The sequence below is a fragment of the Arcanobacterium hippocoleae genome, from assembly GCF_031456295.1.
GTDB classification, from domain to species: Bacteria; Actinomycetota; Actinomycetes; order Actinomycetales; family Actinomycetaceae; genus Arcanobacterium_A; species Arcanobacterium_A hippocoleae.
The window spans coordinates 1,475,892-1,498,240 of sequence record NZ_JAVDUJ010000001.1 but is presented as its reverse complement, the minus strand read 5'-3'; the positions used below and the strand labels follow the sequence as shown (position 1 = coordinate 1,498,240).

Annotated in this window: 18 protein-coding genes; 4 read left to right on the top strand and 14 right to left on the bottom strand. The window is 46.7% G+C overall.

Features of this window, described 5'->3' with window-relative positions; genetic code table 11:
* Window positions 1-34: 34 nt before the first annotated feature.
* The 3 genes from gdhA to J2S36_RS06310 form a co-directional block, all read right to left on the bottom strand.
* Window positions 35-1,372 carry an NADP-specific glutamate dehydrogenase gene (gdhA, locus tag J2S36_RS06320; RefSeq protein ID WP_309956632.1) on the bottom strand — a complete coding sequence of 446 codons (1,338 nt, stop codon included), beginning with the start codon at window positions 1,370-1,372 and terminating at the stop codon, window positions 35-37.
* 149 nt (window positions 1,373-1,521) lie between these two features.
* Window positions 1,522-2,469, bottom strand: a complete 948-nt coding sequence (locus tag J2S36_RS06315; protein WP_309956630.1) for a phosphoribosylaminoimidazolesuccinocarboxamide synthase — start codon at window positions 2,467-2,469, stop codon at window positions 1,522-1,524.
* Between the two features lie 287 nt (window positions 2,470-2,756).
* The gene (locus J2S36_RS06310; protein ID WP_309956629.1) at window positions 2,757-4,607 is read right to left on the bottom strand and encodes a phosphoenolpyruvate carboxykinase (GTP); all 1,851 of its coding nucleotides are present in this window, start codon (window positions 4,605-4,607) and stop codon (window positions 2,757-2,759) included.
* A gap of 536 nt (window positions 4,608-5,143) precedes the next feature.
* On the opposite strand from J2S36_RS06310, the gene J2S36_RS06305 reads away from it, so the two are divergent.
* On the top strand, window positions 5,144-6,145 hold the full coding sequence (locus tag J2S36_RS06305; RefSeq protein ID WP_309956628.1) for a hypothetical protein: 1,002 nt from the start codon (window positions 5,144-5,146) through the stop codon (window positions 6,143-6,145).
* A 170-nt stretch (window positions 6,146-6,315) separates the two neighbouring features.
* Here J2S36_RS06305 and J2S36_RS06300 read toward each other — a convergent pair whose 3' ends face one another.
* The 8 genes from J2S36_RS06300 to J2S36_RS06265 form a co-directional block, all read right to left on the bottom strand.
* Window positions 6,316-7,599, bottom strand: coding sequence for an adenylosuccinate synthase (locus J2S36_RS06300; protein WP_309956627.1), 1,284 nt, complete (start codon window positions 7,597-7,599; stop codon window positions 6,316-6,318).
* Window positions 7,600-7,980: 381 nt separating this feature from the next.
* On the bottom strand, window positions 7,981-8,271 hold the full coding sequence (locus J2S36_RS06295; RefSeq protein ID WP_309956626.1) for a sulfurtransferase TusA family protein: 291 nt from the start codon (window positions 8,269-8,271) through the stop codon (window positions 7,981-7,983).
* A 187-nt stretch (window positions 8,272-8,458) separates the two neighbouring features.
* Window positions 8,459-9,502: a YeeE/YedE family protein gene (locus J2S36_RS06290; protein WP_309956624.1), complete on the bottom strand. Its 1,044-nt coding sequence runs from the start codon at window positions 9,500-9,502 to the stop codon at window positions 8,459-8,461.
* Window positions 9,503-10,401: 899 nt separating this feature from the next.
* A complete protein-coding gene (gene fbaA / locus J2S36_RS06285) occupies window positions 10,402-11,445 on the bottom strand; it encodes a class II fructose-bisphosphate aldolase (RefSeq protein ID WP_309957506.1) in 1,044 nt (347 codons plus the stop codon).
* Window positions 11,446-11,522: 77 nt separating this feature from the next.
* Window positions 11,523-12,284: a TraX family protein gene (locus tag J2S36_RS06280; protein ID WP_309956622.1), complete on the bottom strand. Its 762-nt coding sequence runs from the start codon at window positions 12,282-12,284 to the stop codon at window positions 11,523-11,525.
* Between the two features lie 69 nt (window positions 12,285-12,353).
* Window positions 12,354-13,217 (bottom strand): sugar ABC transporter permease, encoded by an 864-nt coding sequence (locus tag J2S36_RS06275; protein ID WP_309956621.1) that lies wholly within the window; start codon window positions 13,215-13,217, stop codon window positions 12,354-12,356.
* Window positions 13,217-14,617, bottom strand: coding sequence for a carbohydrate ABC transporter permease (locus tag J2S36_RS06270; RefSeq protein WP_309956619.1), 1,401 nt, complete (start codon window positions 14,615-14,617; stop codon window positions 13,217-13,219). The genes J2S36_RS06275 and J2S36_RS06270 overlap by 1 nt, the downstream gene beginning before the upstream one ends.
* Before the next feature lie 168 nt (window positions 14,618-14,785).
* On the bottom strand, window positions 14,786-16,024 hold the full coding sequence (locus J2S36_RS06265; RefSeq protein WP_309956617.1) for an extracellular solute-binding protein: 1,239 nt from the start codon (window positions 16,022-16,024) through the stop codon (window positions 14,786-14,788).
* A 697-nt stretch (window positions 16,025-16,721) separates the two neighbouring features.
* On the opposite strand from J2S36_RS06265, the gene J2S36_RS06260 reads away from it, so the two are divergent.
* Window positions 16,722-18,434: a glycoside hydrolase family 13 protein gene (locus J2S36_RS06260; RefSeq protein WP_309956615.1), complete on the top strand. Its 1,713-nt coding sequence runs from the start codon at window positions 16,722-16,724 to the stop codon at window positions 18,432-18,434.
* A 13-nt stretch (window positions 18,435-18,447) separates the two neighbouring features.
* Here J2S36_RS06260 and J2S36_RS06255 read toward each other — a convergent pair whose 3' ends face one another.
* Entirely contained in the window at window positions 18,448-18,924 is a 477-nt protein-coding gene (locus J2S36_RS06255; RefSeq protein WP_309957551.1) for a hypothetical protein, read from the bottom strand.
* Between J2S36_RS06255 and J2S36_RS06250 the strand changes: the two genes are divergently transcribed.
* Together J2S36_RS06250 and J2S36_RS06245 are read left to right on the top strand one after the other, a co-directional pair.
* A complete protein-coding gene (locus J2S36_RS06250; protein WP_309957504.1) occupies window positions 18,869-20,182 on the top strand; it encodes an FAD-dependent oxidoreductase in 1,314 nt (437 codons plus the stop codon). The two genes, J2S36_RS06255 and J2S36_RS06250, sit on opposite strands and share 56 nt — an antisense overlap.
* 123 nt (window positions 20,183-20,305) lie before the next feature.
* The gene (locus J2S36_RS06245) at window positions 20,306-20,590 is read left to right on the top strand and encodes a ferredoxin family protein (protein ID WP_309956613.1); all 285 of its coding nucleotides are present in this window, start codon (window positions 20,306-20,308) and stop codon (window positions 20,588-20,590) included.
* A 58-nt stretch (window positions 20,591-20,648) separates the two neighbouring features.
* On the opposite strand, the gene J2S36_RS06240 is transcribed toward J2S36_RS06245, so the two are convergent.
* Both J2S36_RS06240 and J2S36_RS06235 read right to left on the bottom strand, forming a co-directional pair.
* Window positions 20,649-21,371 carry a TrmH family RNA methyltransferase gene (locus J2S36_RS06240; protein WP_309956611.1) on the bottom strand — a complete coding sequence of 241 codons (723 nt, stop codon included), beginning with the start codon at window positions 21,369-21,371 and terminating at the stop codon, window positions 20,649-20,651.
* A 32-nt stretch (window positions 21,372-21,403) separates the two neighbouring features.
* Window positions 21,404-22,171, bottom strand: coding sequence for an SDR family NAD(P)-dependent oxidoreductase (locus J2S36_RS06235; protein ID WP_309956608.1), 768 nt, complete (start codon window positions 22,169-22,171; stop codon window positions 21,404-21,406).
* Window positions 22,172-22,349 lie beyond the last annotated feature (178 nt).

Here is a 22,349-nt window from a genome sequence, read left to right as displayed (position 1 = left end):
CTTGCGTTATACTGGGCGATAAAGGGGAGCTGAATTAAATGATCCCTTGATCGAGCATGGCGTCCGCAACCTTCTTAAAGCCTGCTACATTCGCACCCACCATATAATCACCAGGCTTTCCTATTTCTGCGGCAGTTTCGAGGCAAGTGTGGTGAATATCGAGCATAATTTGATCAAGCTTATTTGCAACGGTATCAAAATCCCAGCGCTGCAACATCGCGTTTTGTTGCATCTCCAAAGCAGATGTGGCCACGCCACCGGCATTTGCTGCCTTCCCTGGCGCATAAAGTATGCCTGACTGCTGTGCGATTTCAATTGCACCTGGCGTAAGCGGCATATTTGCGCCTTCCGCAATCAGTTTTACACCGTTGTGATACATCGTGCGTACATCGTCAGCGTCTACTTCATTTTGTGTCGCACATGGCAGTGCAATATCACCAGGAATGCTCCAAACTTTTTCATTCTTCCTAAATTGTGCATTTGGCCGACGCTCAGCGTAATCAGAAACTCGCCCACGCTCGACTTCTTTTACTTGCTTCAATAGCGCTACATCAATCCCATCAGGATCATATACTGCGCCCGAAGAATCAGAGATCGAAACTGGCTTTGCACCAAGCTTGATTGCGCGCTCGATTGCGTAGATTGCCACATTTCCAGAGCCTGATACGAGCACTGTCTTGCCGTCAAAGGAATCGCTCTTTTCAGCCAACATCGCCTGCGCAAATGCCACTAGCCCATATCCGGTAGCTTCTGTACGTGCGAGCGATCCGCCCCAGCCAAGCCCTTTACCAGTCAGCACTCCAGCTTCGTTACGATTCGTGAGCCGCTTATATTGACCGTAAAGATAGCCGATCTCACGGCCGCCTACGCCAATATCTCCCGCAGGTACATCACAATCAGCGCCAATATGCCGTGAAAGTTCCATCATGAAAGCCTGGCAGAAACGCATTACCTCATTATCGGACTTTCCGTGAGGATCGAAATCTGATCCGCCTTTTCCGCCGCCGATACCTTGGTTCGTCAAAGCGTTCTTAAAAATCTGCTCGAATCCGAGGAATTTGATTACCGATAGTGTAACGGAAGGGTGGAATCGCAAACCACCCTTATAAGGCCCGAGTGCAGAGTTAAACTGTACCCGGTATCCGCGATTTACTCGCACTTCATTGTTATCGTCTTGCCAGGCTACACGGAACATCAGCTGGCGTTCTGGTTCAATGATCCGCGCAAGGATTGACGCATCAGCATAATCTTTGCGTGCAAGGAGCAACGGCTCCACTGATTCAATTACTTCGCAAACGGCTTGTTGAAATTCTGGTTGCGTCGGATTTCGGCGTAACGATTCTTCATAGATTTTTTCAAGTCTAGAATCCATTTGATACCTCCAATTTAGGAATGACCATGCAAAAACAATAGTAAAGGAAAGTTAAAGGCAAGCTAAAAGTGTGCCCATTTTCTGGGACATGAGAATTTGCGTTTGCCAATCCCAAATCTTGCAGAAACTGAAATCGCATCAGCGCTGCCTCAATCTATGCCGAAAAGTTTGCTCCCGGTAATCGTTTTCACAGCGAGAATGTAGCGTTTTTGTGTTTCGGCAATAATTTCTTTCGGCAATGCTGGAGGCGTCGTATTTGCAGACGGATCCCAATCGCTTTGAGATATCAGCCAGGAACTAATAAGTTCTTTATCCAAGCTCACTGATTTTTCCCCTGGCTGGTAATCTGCAGTAAGCCAATAATGCGAGCTATCTGGCGTGAGTACTTCATCACCGAGCACCACTGATTCTTCGCCGCTATCTGAAGCAGCACCAAATTCCAGTTTCGTATCGGCAAGGATCAGCCCATGCTCTCCAGAAATCTGCGCACCGTGATTGTAAACATCGAAAGCGTACTGACGCATTTGCACTGCATTGTCCGCTCCTACCTGCTGCACTAATGTATCGAATGTAATATTTTCATCATGTTTCCCGATACGTGCTTTCTTTGCCGGACAAAAAATAGGTTCCGGTAATTGCTCGCAAATTTCTATCCCTGACGGTAAAGGATTGCCGCATACCGCGCCAGTCTCTGCGTATTCCTGCCAAATGGCTTCGGAAAGATATCCCCGCACTGTACATTCGATTGGATACATTTGTAGACGTGCTGCCAGCATCGCGTGCCCTGATACTGCTGCTGGCACATCGTTTGAAAGGTAGTGATGCGGTACGATCCCAGCAAGCTGATGAAACCACCATTCGCTGAGATACGTTAAATATTTTCCTTTTCCGGGGATTTTATCCTGCAATACATAATCAAATGCAGAAATTCGATCTGAGGCAACGATCAGTACAATTTCGCGACCATAAGGTGACTGGTAGGTGGTGGGCACAAATATATCGCGAACCTTACCTGAATAGATGTGGGTCCAACCGGGGATCTGAAGGATTGAGCGATTAATTTCCCTACTCCCGCCTCTTCGCAGAAATACAACCAACCCGCGCTGATCAGTTCGAATTGTTGTAACTTATCTTGATTCTACTCACAGGACACCCATCTTGCCTAGGCTTTAAGTGCAGGTATTAATTTTATAAGTCTGATGCAAAGAAATAAATGAAGTGTTTTCCTGCAATCTTGATCAAATCCGTGCAGAATCGGAAAAAGAAAAGTAAAAATAAAAGTGTGGAAGCCAGGACGAAAGCCCTGACCTCCACACTTAAGATTCAAAGGAGTAGCTAGTGCCGTGCAAAACCAATGCACTGCACACTCTGAATTCCTTCGGCTTTACTTTGCTGCTGCGATCCGCTCACGGAACTTTGCAAGCTGTTCAGTGATTGCAGCTGGCAGCTTGTCGCCAAACTGCTTGAAGTATTCTTCAGTATCATCCATTTCAGCAGCCCATGCTTCAGGATTGATCTCAAAGAGCTTAGCCCACTTAGCTTCGTCGATATCAAGACCGTCAAGGTTGAAATCTTCGAACTTCGGGTAACGACCGGTAACACCGTCGATTGCTTCTACTTCACCAGCTGCGCGGCGAACGATCCAATCAAGCACACGGGAGTTATCGCCGTATCCTGGCCACATGAACTTACCGTCTTCATCCTTGCGGAACCAGTTCACCTGGTAGACCTTCGGGAAGTTTTCGCCAAGTTCTTGCTGCATTTCAAGCCAGTGACCCCAGTAATCAGCCATGTTGTAGCCGCAGAATGGGAGCATTGCAAATGGATCGTGACGCAAGGAACCAGCCTTCACGTCGGTAGCTGCAGCGGTAACTTCAGATGCCACCGAAGCGCCAATGAATACACCATGAGCACCTTCGTACTGCTCAGCTACGAGCGGCACGTTTGTCGCACGACGACCACCGAAGAGGATCGCATCAATCGGCACACCTTGTGGAGCTTCCCAATCTTCACAGATGATTGGGCACTGAGCTGCTGGAACGGTGAAGCGGCTGTTTGGATGTGCTGCCTTTTCGCCAGACTCTGGGGTCCAATCGTTTCCATGCCAGTCGATGAGGTGTGCTGGGGTTTCGCCGTCGATACCCTCCCACCAAACATCGCCGTCATCCGTCAATGCTACGTTGGTGAAGATGGAGTTAGCCTTCATCGTTTCCATTGCCATTGGGTTCGTATCATAAGAAGTGCCTGGAGCAACGCCGAAGAAGCCTGCTTCTGGGTTGATTGCGTAAAGCCGGCCATCTGGACCTGGACGCATCCATGCAATATCGTCACCAACGGTTTCGACCTTGTATCCTGGGATCGTTGGCTGGAGCATTGCGAGGTTCGTCTTGCCACATGCTGATGGGAATGCAGCTGTTACGTGATACTGCTTGCCAGACTTTTCATCGGTGAGACGAAGCACGAGCATATGCTCTGCCATCCAGCCATCACGGCGAGCCATTGTTGAAGCAATCCGCAATGCGTAGCACTTCTTACCAAGCAGTGCATTGCCGCCGTAACCGGAACCGAAGGACCAGATTTCGTTGGTTTCTGGGAAGTGAGTGATGTACTTTTCATCATTGCATGGCCAAGTAACATCAGCTTCACCTTCAGCAAGTGGAGCACCTACGGAGTGTACAGCTGGTACCCATGGCTTACCTTCAGCGATCAGCTGCAACGCACCTTCGCCCATGCGGGTCATGATGCGCATATTTACTACTACGTATGGGGAATCGGTAAGCTCAATACCGAGCTGGGAAATCGGACCGCCCAATGGCCCCATGGAGAATGGGATCACGTACATTGTACGACCAGCCATTGCACCGCGGAATACACCCTTTTCACCAATCAGGGTTTCTTTCATTTCCTTTGGATCTGCCCAGTGGTTTGTTGGACCTGCATCTTCTTCCTTTTCAGAGCAGATGAAGGTCCGGGATTCCACGCGAGCCACATCTGACGGAAGGGAACGAGCCAGGAAGGAGTTCGGACGCTTCTCTGGATTCAAACGCGTAAACATACCCGATTCAACCATTTGAGTTGTCAGGGTATCCCATTCTTCTTGGGAGCCATCAGCCCAGTAAATATCCTTTGGCTGAGTGAGATTAGCAATCTCAGCAACCCATTCTACGAGATCTGCTGGTGCGATTTCTGGTGCACCTGCACGTACTTCTTCGACGGTGAACGTCTTTTCTGCCATCGCATTTCCTCCTAGAGATTGGCGACGTGTTTCTGGAATTCTTCCGTATCCAATTATGCTACTTTAGGCGGCAAAAATCATGGGACTATGGACTGGGAAATTCGCTATTTTGCAAGGAATTAACCACCTCAAGAAGCCTTAAGTGAGGCACTTCACTTGCACTTTTTGCAAACTCTCAAATATCATTTCAAGATTTGCACACCTATGCGATTATTATTGCAAAGTTCGCCCACCCGAACAAAACTTTGGAGATATTTTCACCTTCAAAGAAAAGAACTCTGTTAGCATGGCAGTAGCGAAAATATTAGCTTACACTTTCGCTCGGCAAGGATGTGTATTAAATCAGCAGTGGTTCAGAAATAAGATCCTCGCTTTACGTCACATCCGCCGAAATTCTTCTTTTTGATTTTCATTTATTCCACTCCTCACGAACAGGTCTGAAAATTATGCAAAAACCGCACAAACTCAAAAAGCTTTTAGTCTGCCTTCTTCCAGCACTGCTTTTCCTCACAGCCTGCGATTCACACAATAAAATCGTGATCGAAGAAGGCGGCAGTGCAGCGATCGAAATGCAAATCAAAGATGATTCAGGAACACTTGGCGCAACTGGGGTCACATGCGATTCTTTCAAGGATGAAATTGGCGCCGATAAGCTCGCATCCATGAACGATGGCGAAATTGAAATCAAGGATAACTCCAAAGACGGCAATCTCGATTGCATGATCATCGCGAAATCTACAGGATCAAAAGTTGACGGTAAAACCCTTATTGAGCAGGGGGATAACTACATCTTCACGATTCCCGGCGGCACAGCCGGCGAGCTCGGCGAAGACGATCTGAAGATGCTCAGCTTCATCGACTTTGATTTCTCCCTCACCGTGCAAATGCCAGGCACTGTGGTCCGCGCAGACGGAGCTGAAATTTCGGGAAATACTGCCGTCTTCACTGATATCGCCGCAGTTATCAAAGGGATCGAAGTAGAAGGCAAGAAAGTTGCTGACGGCTCAAGCGCGGCAGCGGCTCCGAAGAAAGATCCAAAATCAGAAAACTCATCTGCTGCTGCAAACAAAGCTGCTACCTCAGGCAGCTTCCCGTGGATGACCGTGGGTGTGATCGGGATCATCTTTGTACTGGCAGTGATCGTGCTGATTGCAGTGATTGCGATTTTCGCAAAGCGTAACAAAAACAACTCCAGCGTTAATCCATATGCAGGCAATTACCCTGGAGCAAATACTTTCCAAAACGGCTACCAGCCACAAGGAGGGTATCAGCCCGGTGCCGTCAATCAAGGTACTTACGGGCAAGGCACCGCAGCTCAAACCGCTTTTGGACAGCAAACTCCAATGCCTTCTCAAGGCGGATTTGCACAAGGCGCAGCAGCTCAGGAATTCTTCTCTGCACCGGCCCCCGCACCTGCAGCTGGTGGGCAATATCAAACGCCGCAAACTCCACAAGCTCAGCCAGCGCAGCCCAGCCAGGGAGCAGTACCGCCGCCAGCAAATGGAATGCATAATTCAGCATTTGGCAGTGAGCAATAAGTACTGATCGCGATACTGGCAGCAGTTTGGATAAAACAAATCCGGCAATACTGCATTAAAATTACCCGCGCGAATTATTCGCTGGAAAATTCGGTGCCCAGGCCTTCCGACACGGAATCGCCTGGGCACCTTTATCTCGAAAATTAGCGTGGAATTATTTTACACAAAGCTTAGTCAAGCAGCGGTGTGCGGACAATTGTCTGCTCACGCCCCGGCCCGACACCGATCGAAGAAATCCGGCAGCCGGAAAGCCGTTCGAGCTGCAAAATATATTGCTGCGCATTTTCTGGCAGATCCGCAAAGGTCTTGCACTCGGAAATGTCTTCCTCCCAGCCAGGGAAGTATTCATAAATTGGCTTTGCATGATGCATTGCGGTCTGTGAATCCGGCATATCTTCGACCCGCTGCCCGTCAATATCGTAAGCTACACAAACCGGAATCTGCGCTAGACCAGTAAGCACATCAAGCTTTGTAATCACGATATCGGTAAGCGAATTAACCATCGTGGCATAGCGTGCTACGACGGAATCGTACCAGCCACAACGCCGTGGGCGCCCGGTGGTCACGCCATATTCTCCGCCAACTTCGCGCAGGCGTTCACCGTCTGCATCGAAGAGTTCGGTAGGGAATGGACCTTCGCCAACACGCGTAATATATGCCTTTGCCACACCCACAACACGATCAATTCGCCGCGGCCCTACACCTGAGCCAGTACAAGCACCAGCGGCAGTACACGAAGATGATGTAACGAACGGATAGGTGCCATGATCGATATCGAGCATTGTCGCCTGACCCGCCTCGAAAGCTATCATTTTGCCAGCATCAAGCGCATGGTTCAGCTCTGCCGTGGCATTCATCAGCATCGGTTTTACCCGGTCTGCATACGAGAGTAGATCATTGGTGATCGCATCAACATCGAATTGTTCGTCGAGCAGCGATTCAAGCATTACGTTCTTTTGCGCAAGTGCACCTTCCACCTTTTGCCGCAAAATTGACGGATCAAAAAGGTCTTGAATCCGGATCCCAATGCGGTTCATCTTATCTGCATACGTTGGACCGATCCCACGCCCAGTGGTGCCGAGTTTGCGTTTACCCAGCATCCGCTCATTTACCGCATCCATTTTCTTGTTGTATGACGGAATTACGTGCGCATTACCTGAAATACGCAGGCGCGATGGATCCATTCCGCGTGCCTCAAGATCTGCGATTTCAGCAAAAAGCACTTCCAGATCCACTACTACACCGTTACCGATCACCGGGATACAATTCGGCGTGAGAATCCCGGCTGGAAGTAAATGCAAGGCAAATTTTTCGCCATCAACCACTACAGTGTGGCCGGCATTATTCCCGCCATTAAACTTAACCACATAATCTACTTTAGTGCCCAGCTGATCTGAAGCCTTACCTTTACCTTCATCGCCCCATTGTGCACCGACGATAACTACTGCTGGCATTTACTTGCATCCTTTAGTTTTGGCGCTCTCGCGCTTACTGAATTGGTTAATTTGCAAGATGCACATACGCACGTCTTACTGCCCAAGTCTAATATGCGAGATGAAAAAAAGCAGCCTTTTTCATATTCCGAAATAAATTAATGCATATTTTAGATTTCTTAACAGATTGTGGTGATCGGATTTTGGTTGCAAAATCCGATCACCACAAGTACTTCAAATCATGCAGTAATCCTGGCATTGTTCTGCTTTACCGCATCAGCCACAAGCATTTGCAGCTACTATTACAGCAAATTCACGAATATCAATGATCTGCTTCACTTCCAAGAGTGGAATCGCCCAATATTCACCGTCGCGAAATAATTTAATCAACGCAGTACGCTTTTAACTTTTCGCGATCGTAATACTCCATTGAGCTTCCCCAACTTGCCGGAAATCGACTACTGGATATCCTGCCTGCGCAGCCCAGGCAGGAATTGAATCCGTTGCTTGAGTGCAGTCAAAATCAATCTGCAGTAAATCTCCCGCATTCAGCCCGGCAATCGCATTTTTCGCTTCAACTAATGGAAATGGGCAAACCTGCCCGAGTGTATCAAGCCGATAGGTATTACCATTTCCACCCGCAGCTATCGGAGTTACTTCTTGTTTTTTCCGTTTTAATTTTAAAAATCCCATTACTGCCTCACTATTTTTCACTGGATTTTTCAATGATTCTTTGATTCTTTTCAATAAATTCGATTTTTCAGTCAAATAACTTAACTGTGTTTCTTCAAATGTATCCGCACACGCATAAGTGCTCAGACAGCAGCCGCAAATGCAGCCGCAAATGCAACCGCAAATGCAGCCGCACTGCAGTAAAAATCTAACTTTGCACTACTAATTTCACTTGTGCAGTTTTCTGCGGCTGAATCAATAATTTTGCGCCAATCCCTACTCCGATAAAGGTAAACAACAGTGCAGCCCAGCCTTGCCACGAAAACAGTGCAGTGTAAACCAGCGAATTCCCAATCGAGCATCCGCCAGCAATTGCAGCGCCTATTCCCATCAGGCTTCCGCCCCAAATTGCCCGCACGACGGTTTTCGCATCAGGCACGCGGATTTTGAATTCGCCCGAAAGTTTTGCCGCCAGATACGAGCCGGGAATTATTCCGAGCACAAAAAGCATCCCCCAGTCAATCAGCTGCGTATTTCCTGTTGTTAGAAATGCAATGATATTTGCCGACGGTGTTGTGACCCCGAGTCCAGCGGCTCTTCCCGTGGCTTCCGAGAGCGGATAAGCTATTGCAGCTATTATTCCAACCGCGAGCGCAGTGGCGTTTGGACTCCATCTCTTTTCAAAAAGCAGATGTGCGATACCGCTTCTTTTTGCTGGCAATGCGGCAATTTTCGCCGTCTGCTGATGTTGGCGGTAAAACAGGTAACTCACGAAAATAGCGAATGCAATTACGAGCACCCACGGCGAGATTCCGAATGTGCCGTAAATAGTATTTTCGGAAAGTTCGTAGCTGCGCGCTGAGTGCTCAAGAGGCTGCCCGATTCCGTGTTTCATTACCGCACTTGAAAAAGCGTAGAAACCGAGTGCCACCCAAGACCCAACAAGCCCTTCGCCGCTGCGATAATAAGTACCGGTGGCGCATCCGCCAGCGGCCACGATTCCAATACCGAAAATCAGTGAACCGCCTGCTACTGCGAGCGGGGCGAAAGCTTCCAGTGCGGGATGAATTAAATCCAAACTTACGAGAATCTGCACGATTACTGCTTGCACTGCAATTGCCAGGAGAAATGCTTTCAGCCAGCGGGTTGCACCGGAAAGCCAGACGTCACGAAAAGCGCCAGTTACGCAAAAGCGTCCGCGCTGAAAAATAAAACCGAGAATAAGCCCAATAATTAAGCCGGAAAGTAACATTTTTAACCTTTGAATCTTTGAAATTTACGTTTCAAAATGCACTGAGATGCATTTTGCGAATTGTGATCTGCCAGGAAACGGATAACGGCTGCAGCGCACCGCATCTGATTTGCCGGATCCGTATTTTGTAATGATTACGCCGAGCTGGAATCTGAAGTAGTTTGCAGTGAAACACTTAAAACACTAATCGCACAGTTATTTGCCTGAGACGTATTTGCTTGACTCGTATTTGCCTGACATGTATTTACATGACTTGTGAAAACTAAAATCTGCAAAATCAAGCCGAAATATTCGATACTTCCGCGATGAAAGCGGTAATTTCTACAAAGCTATAAGTTTGAGCACGATTTCGGACGAGCAATTAACTGCTTTCCGCAAATAGCAGCGAGTGCATTATGGCGAAGCTGCTGCTTAGATCGCCAAGCTCGGCATGGTACAGCTATCAAAACAGCAACAACACATCAATACGCCGAAGCTAGCGGCGGATGCATGCTGTGCGAAGATAGCCATTCGATACCCTTTCAAGATTCGGGCTTCAGCTGGCTGCAAATTAGTCTGCTGTGCAGTATATGCACATTTTTCTGCATGTATTTCGATTTATTCATTTGCATATTGCATACATGCCTAGGCTGAAGCGCTTTGGATGAGAATGATGGTAGCAGAGAAAAAGTTGAATAAAAAGTTGACGATTTTTGCTTATGTAAGCCAAAGCAAATCCTGCTGCCAGTTACGTTGGTTTCTGATCAGATTCGGGATTGTGCAGTGGTTTCGGTATTTTCGGCAAAAATAAAATTAGTTGCGGAGTGGACTTAAACCCACTCCGCAACTAATAGTTTTAAATTATTTCAGCAGAATCTGAAATCTGGAATGCGGAACGTAAAAACGCTGCGCAGAAAACCTTACTTCATCTTCTTACCGATGGAACCGAGACGTTCGCAAGCTTCTACCACGCGGGCAGCCATGCCAGCTTCTGCAGCCTTGCCCCATGCGCGCGGATCGTACTTCTTCTTGTTGCCAACTTCGCCGTCAACCTTCAACACGCCTTCGTAGTTGGTAAGCATCCAGTCAACTACCGGACGGGTGAATGCATACTGTGTGTCGGTATCAACGTTCATCTTGATTACGCCGTTTGCCACTGCGGTTGCGATTTCTTCGTCAGTAGAACCAGAGCCGCCGTGCATCACGAGATCGAATGGACGCTTGTCGAGACCGAAGTGAGCTGCAACTTCTTCCTGAATCGTGCCGAGGATTTCTGGACGCAGCTTCACATGCCCTGGCTTGTAAACGCCGTGTACATTTCCGAAAGTAAGAGCGGTGATGTAGCGGCCGTTTTCTCCCAGACCAAGTGCTTCCACGGTCTTAATACCGTCTTCGGTGGAGGTGTAAAGCTTTTCGTTGATTTCGCCGACTACGCCGTCTTCTTCACCGCCGACAACACCGATTTCAACTTCGAGAACCGTCTTTGCAGCTGCCGCCTTTGGCAGGAGACGCTTTGCAACTTCGAGATTTTCTTCGAGAGGAATTGCAGAGCCGTCGAACATATGAGACTGGAAGAATGGAAGACGACCAGCCTTGACTTCTTCAATTTCCAGATCGATGAGTGCTTCGGTCCAGGTTGGAAGATTATCCTTGGTGCAGTGATCGGTGTGAAGTGCGACGGTTACGTCGTAATTCTTTGCAATTTCACGCGCGTAAGCAGCCATTGCAAGCGAACCTGCAACACGATCTTTCACAGTGGAACCTGACCAGTATTCAGCGCCACCTACGGAAACCTGAATAATACCGTCAGACTCTGCTTCTGCAAAGCCTTGAATTGCTGCGGTGAGCGTCTGGGAAGACGTCACGTTAATTGCTGGGTATGCAAACTTGCCCTCGCGTGCGCGATTAAGCATTTCGTTATAAACCTCAGGGGTTGCAATAGCCACGGAAAAACTCCTTTGAATGGATTTTTAGAACAGTACAATTATTTCACTATTTTGCGTTTCGTTCTAGGTCTTAAGCAATGTGCCGGCACGAATTTTCACACCTGGAAACCGGCGATCAGTTTTGTACAGATACCTGCAATCCACAAAATCGTTGGATAGTAAAATATATTCACCCATCCAGGAATCGGTGCATCTGTATCAAAACGTGGTGCACGATAATGCAAAATTGCCACACCGATTGCCGGGGTCAAGAAAAGTATCGCCCCCATAAAACCAGCCGAAAACATCATTCGATTTTCCATTCCCCACATCAAGTAGAAGACACCAATGAAAGCACCAAGCACCACTCCAAGCGGCGCAACTGAAAAGCGTGTACCCACGTTAAACAAAAGCAGCCAAAGTAAAGCAGCCACAAGTAATACAGCCGTCAAAAAATAACGTATAACATGTTTCTGATTATCAAAATGGCGCAAAGCATAGATTACAATCAGGCTAACGACCAAAGCCCACAACGGATTTTGCCTAGAAAAATCGAAATAAGTATGCGAATAAACCAAATCATAAGGAATCTCACTAAGCACACTCATACTTAAACTCAAGCCAATCATTTTTGGTAGCGAAGCACCGTGCTTAATTGTAAGAACAGTCAGAAATGCAACAATGGGTAATGCCGCCCATGATATAAGCTCAGCCAGAATCGCAATTGTCAGACGCGCAAATGAAACATTCTCCATCGATTCCTGAGTGGGAAGTACGAGAAAAGAAGATACTATAGACAAACTAAGGAAGAAGTAGACTACGCGAATCAAAGAATCTGTAGTCCACCCCTTCCCTAGTGGTGATTTTTGCTGAATCAATCGGCTGATTCCTTTACTTTAATTTGCTTTATTCCGTGCTAAATTGCGCTTCTTTAACCACAACTTAGCTTATCCTTTGACGGAACCAGACATCGATTCCTGGTAAAAACGCTGCATCACGATAAACAAGATTGCAATCGGAATCGACACGCATACAGCACCCGCAGCAAAGCGGGCAAACCAATCAAAAATGTACTCTTTTTCAAGCATCTTCCATAAGCCCAATGCGACAGTGTAGTTTTCTTGCGTACGAGCAATTGCTTTTGCCATTACAAAGTCCAGCCACGGAGTGAGGAAAGAGATAATTGCTTGGTAGACAATCATCGGCTTTGTCAGCGGCAAAATAATCTTTGTAAAAATCTGAAAACGTGTACATCCATCAAGCAAAGCTGCTTCATCGAGCGAATATGGAATGGTATCCATATACCCTTTCATTACATAGAATCCTGCACCAGAACCTGCAGAATAAACGATAATTAGTGCCAGATTTGTAGTCCAACCAGCTGTCAGCCCCATTGTTTTCAGAATAAAATATATTGCTACAACGGCCATGATCCCTGGAAACATCCCTAAAATAAGTGCAACATTCATATACACTTTTCGGAATTGGAAACGTAAGCGTGAAAGCGCATAAGACACAATCAGCACAAAGGTAACCGAAATAATGCATGTAAATACTGCAACAATTAGCGTATTCATGAACATTCGCGGAAAATCAAGTACTGATCGATCACTAAAAAGCTGAATATAGTTATCGAAAGTCCACTCTGTTGGAAAGAACGTGGTGTTAAATGGTGCCGTATTCTTGTTGAAAGACTCTGCCAAAACCCACAAAATTGGTATCACCCAAATAATCGCCAAGGTTGCAAGGAACGTATGTACTAGCGCATCTGTGGCTTGGCGGGCACGATTCTTTGATTTTATAATAGCCATCACTGGAATCCTTCTTCATTCCTATAAGATCCACTACGACGGTAGGTAAGTAAACCAACCATAGCAAGCGCGATAAAGGTCAAAATACCAATTACTGCGCCGATGTTATAATCTCCACGATCTACCGTGAGTTTATACAACCAAGTGATAAGTAAATCCGTTTTCCCAGCAGAGGAACCAACCGGAGTTGGATCACCTCCAGAGAGCAAATAAATCACATTGAAATTGTTTACATTTGCGGTGAAAGTAGTAATTAGATATGGGGTCATCACAAAAAGCATATATGGCATCGTTACATTTCTAAATGTCTGCCACCAGCTCGCTCCATCTAGTTTTGCAGCTTCATAAAGCTCAGCTGGAATATTTTGTAAAATTCCCGTGACCTGCATAATCGTGTACGGAATACCAATCCAGAGATTGATAATAATTACAGTAACGCGAGCCCAATTGGCATCTGTAAAAAATGGTAACGCCGAATCAATCCACCCATAATCTTGCAACAAACGATTAATAATACCTTCTTGTTGCAACATTGAGCGAAGAACTAGCAGAGAGACGAATTGCGGAACGGCAACAGAAAGTGAGAATACCGCACGCCAGAAAGCTTTACCGTGAGTAGTCTTGCGATTAATAATCATTGCCATAAACATTCCAAGAAAATAATTCAAGAATGTGGCAAAAAAAGCCCATACAATCGTCCAGGTCAAGACCGAAAAGAAGAGCTGAGCATTCACATTTCCACCATTGCCAAAGACAACGGCAAAATTATCCAATCCAACCCAATCAAATTTCTTTGAGTGCTCTGAATCATACGATGTAAACGCCATCGAAATCATGAATACTAAAGGCAACACCGTAAAAATTAGAATTCCGAGCGTTGGCAAACTCATAAATAGCCATGCCGAATTCGAATCGGTGAGCTCATGCAAATCTTCCCAAATGGTATGTGCTTTTCCGCTTCTTACAATTTGCTGTTGGGCTTTAAATGCTGAACGCATTGCAGTCTGCGCAAACCAAAGTGCTGCAAATATAAGAAATACTGTGGCTACCCCATTAAGTAATATCTCAACTGAGGGTTTAGCCGTCTCGTAAACCCAGAACCCGTCTACCTTCACACGAGTTTCTTCACCAGTACCCAAACCTGGTACTTCTGCAAGATGATATACGCCGCTTGCTGCTATGAATACGAAAAAGCCAATTTCTGCGGATAGAAATAAAACACCTTTGACAATTTGTTTACGTGCAATATTTCCTAGACCCCAAATTAAAAGTGAGAGCTTTGTGAGTAAATCTCCATAAATCCATGCAAGTTTAAAGGAATACTGCGAGGGCTCATCAGAACGTTTTTGTGTCCTCTTCTTTTTCTTCTTCACATGGTTCAGATTGCTTTCTGCAATCATACTAGGATCCGCAGAAGTTGATTCGTTAAGCGCAGAAAGCGTACTAGGGTTGGTAGTTGTGTTCATCCCCTACCTCCTTAACTTTCTAATTCTTTGATCTTTAACTTCATTGTTAAATATAAGCCACTGGACAGTAGGAAAATCCGCCCAGTGGCTTATTGTCAATTCTTACTTGTTGAACGCCTCTTGCAAAGCGGTTGTCTTCTCTGCTGCGTTAGACTCAGTAATTTCACCGTTCACAATTGCTTTCGCGAAGTTTTCACCTGGTTCCCAGAAGGTACCCATTTCTTTAATAGTAGGCTGAAGTATGGAATTGTTAGCAATCACTTCAAACAGCGCTACTGCCACTGGATCCTTCGAAATAGTTGAATCAGCTGCAAGTGTCTTTGCTACTGGAATCGTGCCACGAATCTCATAATGAGCCTTTTGTGCTTCATCCGATGCAAGGAATGCTGCGAACTGGGAAGCAATCTTTGTATTCTTTGAGTTTGGATTGTATGCAGCCGCTTTCGAACCCGAGAAAGAACGAAGTTGCACCTGTTCACCGCCGAGGTTATACATTGGCAATGCTGCTACTGCATAGTTATCGCCAAGAGCTTCCTGCACATTCTTTGCATCCCATGCACCACTAAAGATTGCATCTACTGTGCCGGATTTTAAGCCGCCTAAACCAGCCCCTTCCACATCATTTACAAAATTTGCATTTTTTGCAAGATTTACCAGATATTTTGTAACTTCTTCTTGCTTTGGACCATAGTTGATGCCCGCCTTTGCATCAAGACCATTTTCACCGAAGAATGTACCGCCTGCACCAACATAGAATGATGGGTAATACCACGCGTTTGAAAGAGGGAAGGCAACTTTACCCTTTGCAAGCATCGTATCAAGGCTCTTTACATCTTCAGCAGAGAATTTTGCCTTATTGTAGTACATAAACCAAGTATTTGGTTCGGTTGGCAGACCATATGCCTTGCCATCCTTATCAGAAACGGACGCAATCATCGTCTCTGAATTTTGCTTCTTTAACTGCTCCATACCTTCGTCGGAAAGTTCGCCGATGGCAGTAGCTTCAAGTAATGAACCAAGTTGGTCATTTGCAAATAGATACACATCAGCTGCAGCTGCAGGATCTGCATTTACCGTTTTCGCTGCGTCTCCTTCAGATACAACAGCATTCTTCCAAGTAATCTTGTATTCTGGATGTGCTTTCTCGAAAGCAGCCTCCATCTTCGGCAACCACGCATTAGAGTCAGTTTGGTCTTCCTGCGGAGCCCAAACTGTCAAATTTGCTTCACTTGCGGCACCTTTACCATCAGCTTTTTTACCAGCATCACTGCCTGAGCACGCGCTAAGAGATAATGCAAGTACTCCTGCAGCTGCTACAGCTATCCTCATGGACTTCTTCATACCATGTCACCACCTTTGGTTTTGAATGTTTATTGTGTGTCATTTGCATAATTCAAATCGAATGCACGAGTTGAATTTATTAATGAAAATTTTGTAGACGCTCAGCACAATCGCTTCAGCGACCTTGCCTTATGTCACTTGAGATTGATTATAGACGGCTTATAAATGCTTTCAACGAGAAAATTGCTTATGCAAGAATTCTGTATAAATCATAAAATTTCTCGACTCTTAGCAATCTTCAAAGCAATCAAAAAACGGCATATTTTCAGGATTTTACAGAAAATATTGAAATGCGCCGTACTCTGCGAAGGAAATATTCTTGCAAGAAATCTTTCCTGCACAGCACATTCAAGCACACGTCCTTAAAATATCTTCGTCAGCTTTCATAGGCGAGAGAGTATTTATTATTAGGAAGCTTTTTCTGATGACGACAATTACTTATGCAGTTCACGTTCACTAGCGAAGTCCGCATAAATTTTCAAAAATCAATCACCGCATTAGAAAAAATCGCTTTTCCACGCAAATTTTCATAATAGTTTTTGCAGGTTTCCAACGAAACTAATTTCATCCATGCAACCCTACGGGAAAATTATGTAAATTAAGCTCACATGGCAGGATTTCTAGATCAAGCCCATATAGTAGCTCTCACAGCTTGAAACCAAAGAAAGACACTCACTCCAAACGTTAGGTACACAAATTGCAATTAATTCACGATTCACTCCCGCACCAAGAATGGTGGAAAGACGCAGTGATCTATCAGGTTTATCCAAAGTCCTTCGCATCGAGCAAAGGACCCGTCGGCGATTTGCGCGGGATCACGAACCGGCTTGAGCATATTGCCCGTCTTGGCGTTGATGCTCTCTGGCTTTCCCCGTTCTACACTTCACCGCAAAAAGATGGCGGATACGATGTAGCCGACTACCGGCAAGTAGATCCAATGTTTGGCACAAACGAAGATGCCTTTGCTTTGATTGCACGCGCTAATGAACTCGGTTTACGCGTGATTGTAGATCTCGTGCCAAACCATACTTCCGATCAGCATGGATGGTTTCAGGCAGCATTACGCGGCGGAAAAGACGCCCCCGAACGGGCATCCTACTGGTTCCGTGACGGCAGTGGAGCAGATGGAGAAAACCCACCCAATGACTGGCTCTCAATTTTTGGCGGCTCGGCATGGACGCGGATTTGTGATCGCGCCGATGCGCCCGGATCCCCGTGGGAAAATGACCGGCAATGGTATTTGCATCTCTTCGACGAGAGCCAACCTGATTTGAATTGGGAAAATCCTGCCGTCCGCGAAGAATTCTGCGATATTCTTCGTTTCTGGCTCGATCATGGAGTAGCAGGATTCCGAGTTGATGTAGCGCACGGATTAGTGAAAGATCCGGAATTGCCAAACTGGCAATTCCATTGGGAAATGGTCAATGGCGGAAGCGAACTTGCCGAAAATGTGCCGCACCCGCCAATGTGGAATCTGCCTGCCGTACACGAAATCTACCGGCAATGGCGCAAAGTACTTGACGAATACGGCACTGACCGGATGCTTGTAGCAGAAGCATGGGTTGATCCGCTCTCCGAAATGGCAAAGTATGTGCGTGCAGACGAAATGAGCCAGAGTTTCAATTTCCCATTCCTCTGCGCCCCATTTGCAGCATCCGCATATCATCAAGTGATTTCCGAATCATTCACCGAGCTGGATCTTGTTGGCGCACCTGCTACCTGGGTACTTTCAAATCATGACGTAGTTCGTGCCGTATCACGCTTTGGTCTATCGGATACCGGGAAAAGTAGTAATGGAATTTTTGCTCATGCGGAACAGCCGAATCTGATTCTCGGAAAACAGCGTGCTCTTGCTGCACACATGCTCCAAAGCGCACTTCCCGGATCTTGCTATATTTATCAGGGTGAAGAACTAAATCTTCCCGAACATACCACTCTTCCAAATGAATACCGGCAAGATCCCGCATTTTTCCGGACGAACGGGAACGAAGCCGGTCGCGACGGGCAGCGTGTGCCAATGCCTTGGGAAGCTAGCCTCCCCGCATTCGGTTTTTCGCCAAACGGAACTTCCTGGCTTCCACAACCAGCAGAATGGGCAGAAATAGCTGTCGATAAGCAAAATAGCGATTCCGCCTCGGCACTTTCTTTCTTCCAAAAAATGTATGCCTTGCGCAAAAAATTAAAACTCGGGCAGGCTGCTTTGTTTGATGCCCTCACACCTGCTGATGAAAGCGAAATAAACCATCTGCATTATGTTTCCCGGATTGACGGGAGATCTGATGTACATATCCTGATAGCTTTTCATGAGCCCGTGACAATTCCGGAAAATGCGCAGATCCTGCTCGCTTCCACAGCGATCGATACAGTACTGCCGGCAAACTCAGCCGTCTGGTATCTGCTCAAGGAATAAATCTCAGCAGTTTCTATATTGCAAATTTTATTTTCGGTGGTGTTTTGCGTATTTCACGCCTGACACCACCGAAAATTTTTCTCCCTGATATTATCAAGAGCAGGACGAATACGATTTGCAAATATTTTGTGAACAGCTCGCAATGCTCATCGGGAATTTCTGATAAAGAAAGGTAAAGGCGATATAAAGTGCATGCCAAAAAAGAAAAGCATGACGTCAATTTTTTGCAACGGCTTTCTGCCAAAGCAGCAGATTTTCCGCACAACACAGCCAAAACGTCCTGCAATTTAGGCAAAATCGCTAAGAAAATCGGCACAAGATTTGCCATAACCGCCGCTGGAAAATCCCCCGCAAGCTCATCTACTGCCGCTGCCGCTTTCAGCAAACCTGCAAATTTCAGCAAGCCCGCTGATTTCACTCCCGATTTTGATGTAATCATCGTCGGCGCTGGCGTAGCTGGTTCCGTTGCAGCAATCGATCTTGCGCGCAAAGGCCATAATGTGGCATTGATTGAACGCGGGCAGACGCCGGGTGAAAAAAATCTTTCAGGCGGAATTTTCTATTCGCGCATCATGGAGCAGATTTTCCCCAATTTTCTCACAGCAGCTCCAATCGAGCGCAAAATTACTCGCAACATAATTTCTTTCCTCAACAACGATTCACATGTAAATATCGACTATTGGGATAATCGGCTCGCAGATCCAGTTAATGCCGTCAGTGTACTGCGCGGAAAACTTGATGCCTGGCTTGCTGATCAAGCTGAAGCAGCCGGCGTAATGCTGATGCCCGGCGTGAAAGTTGATCAGCTGCTTCACACTGAAGCCGGGGAAGTCTGCGGAATTATTGCAGGCGAAGAGGAGCTTACCGCGAATATCGTGATTGCAGCCGACGGCGTAAATTCCTTTCTTGCCCAAGAAGCAGGAATCCGCGAAAAACAGCCTGATCAGAATCTTGCCGTCGGCGTGAAATCAGTGTACAAACTGCCGGCAGAAAAAATTACGGAACGATTCAACCTTGGGCGAAATACTCACGACGGCGCCGATACTCCCAACAGCATCCCCGCAGACGGTGCAGCATTCGCTTTTGTCGGTGATGCGACACAAGGCGTTGCCGGCGGCGGATTCCTTTACACGAATCATGACACAATTTCAGTTGGAGTGGTGCTTCGGCTTGATGATCTCCAAGCAAAAGGGCTCAGCTCAGCCGAAATTCACGACCATTTTCTAAATCATCCTGCAATCATCCCGTATTTGAAAGACGCACAGCCAATTGAATACGGCTGCCATTTGACGATCGAAAACGGACCCGCAATGGTCGCGCAACCAATTAGCGCACCTGGCTTCTTGATCATTGGCGATGCGGCTGGTTTTACAATCAACAATGGTTTCACAATCCGGGGAATGGATTTGGCTGCGCAAAGTGCTCTCTGTGCAGCCAAAACAGCCGATAATGCGCTTACTGCCAACAATTTTTCGGCAGCAGCAATGAGCCAGTATCGCGCAGAAATTTCAGCTTCTTGGCTCGGCGCAGATTTAGATCATGCGAGACATCTTCCCGAATTTCTCGAAAATCCGCGAATTTTTGAAAATTATGGGCAAATGCTTGCCGATACGTTATACGGGATTTACAACATTGATTTACAACCGCGCAAACCGCTTCGAAAAATTGCGTTTACCGCTCTGCAAAATACGGGCGTGAAGTTGACGCAGGCAGCACGTGATGGAATCGCAGCACTGCGTGCTTTTTGAGCGGAAAATTCACGCCCGCTCCAGAGCGCAAAACACGCGTTACAATTAACCGTATCAATGCCGTAACGAGTAACGCAGCAACAGACACAAGTATTAATTTCGCAAAAGATTTGGATTTTTACGATGGCACGATCTGCTTCACACCAACATTTGGCACATACAAATTTTGAAACTGACGAGATTGGGCATATCCAGATAAATCAACAACTCGTTCAGCTCGCCGGTATCGGCGAGACGTTGATCAAAGTTTGCCCAGCCGGTGTGTATTCACGTGATTCACATGGCGAAATCCAAGCCGAATACGCTGCATGTTTAGAATGCGGCACTTGCCGGCAAATCGCTCCCGAGGGCGCACTTAGCTGGCATTATCCGCGCGGTGCATATGGGGTAATGTATACCCAAGGTTAAAACTCAAACATCGGCTGAAAACATGTGACCAGACGAATAATTCTCGGCAGAGTTTCGTTCAGACGCGATATTGCGCAACCCACCAGTGCATTGCAATTGCAGCCGCAGCTGCCACGTTCATTGAACGCGTCGAACCAAACTGCGGAATATACACGGCTTTATCGCATTGCTCCAGCAAATGCGGGGTAAGCCCATTTGACTCCTGCCCAAATACGAGCAGGCAGCGTTTTGGCAGTTCCGTCTTTTCCAGCTGCGTTGATCCCGGCAGATTATCTACCGCTACCAGCACATAGTTGTTATCACGCGCCCATGCGGCAAGATGATTCGGATCTGGATGGGAATATACTTCCATGTATCTGTCGGTCATTACCGTACCGCGCCGATTCCACTTATTCCGCCCAACAATATGTACTCCGCTAACATTGAAAGCGTTTCCGGTGCGCACGATTGACCCAATGTTCAAATCATGTTCCAGATTCTCGATTGCAATCTGCAGTTCGGAACGTGTTTTTGCAAGATCTTCCCGGATTGCTTCAATTGACCAGTAGCGGTATTTATCAACCACATTGCGATGATCTCCCTCACGCAGCAACTGTAAATCTAATCGGGGATCATCTGGGAATTCGCCTTCCCAAGGGCCAACGCCGTCGATTTGGGTTTGATAATCCGGACTATTTTGGTCAAGCACCGTCTTTTTACTCTTCCGTTCCCCTAATTTAAGTTTTTCATACGGGATTTCTAATGACGGTAATTCTTGCCTGCGCTGTTTTCCATCTTCCATACGTTTAAGTCTACAATCAGCGCACGATCACCTTACAACCGACCCGACATTTTCGGACCAGCCACCTTCCGCACTAAAGCACGCGGAGCAATTTTCAACGCACAATATGCTGCTTTGTAAAGTAAAGACGGCACAACGATCACTTTTTTCCGACGAGCACCTTCGATTGCAGCATTTGCTACATCATGCACATTCAGAAACATCCATTCAGCCCACTGCCCGGCATCAACCTGCGCATTTTGATGGAAATTCGTGTGCATCAATCCTGGAAGGACTGCCGTCACATTCACACCTGTGCCCTCCAGATCGCACGCAAGCCCTTCAGTGAAAGTTTTCATCCATGCCTTCGCTGCAGAATAAGTTCCTTGCGCAGTGAGCGCAGTAATTGAAGAAATATTGATGACGGTACCGCGCCCACGCGCAGTCATCGTACCGAGCGCTGCATGAGTTAGCAGCATTACCGCATTGATCATCACATTCGCCGCACCGAGTTCTTTTGCGATCGACCCAGCAATAAATTCTTGCCCTAACCCCATTCCAGCATTGTTTACGAGCAACGTAATTGGCATACTCTGTGATTTGAGCCGTTTTGCTACTCGTTCCACGCCGTCAGCACGCGACAAATCCGCAGGCAGTACTTCTACCGCCACGTTCGCTTTCTGCCGCAGCTCCTCAGCTAATTCCTGCAATCGCGCTTCATTGCGCGCTACGAGTACAAGATCATTTCCTTCAGCTGCGAGAATCCAGGCAAATTCAGTGCCTAACCCAGAACTCGCACCAGTAATAAGTGCATTCCCCATACATCTAAGCGTAATTTATTTTTCTACTTCTTACATATTTTCTGACATATTTATCATCACCAGAGACGGTTTCCCACCCGTTCAGATACACGTCAGCAGCCTGAAATCACGCATATTTCAGCACTTTGCTTTGCTCCAATTCGCTCCTGAGAGCCTCCTTGATAAAACCGGAAAATCT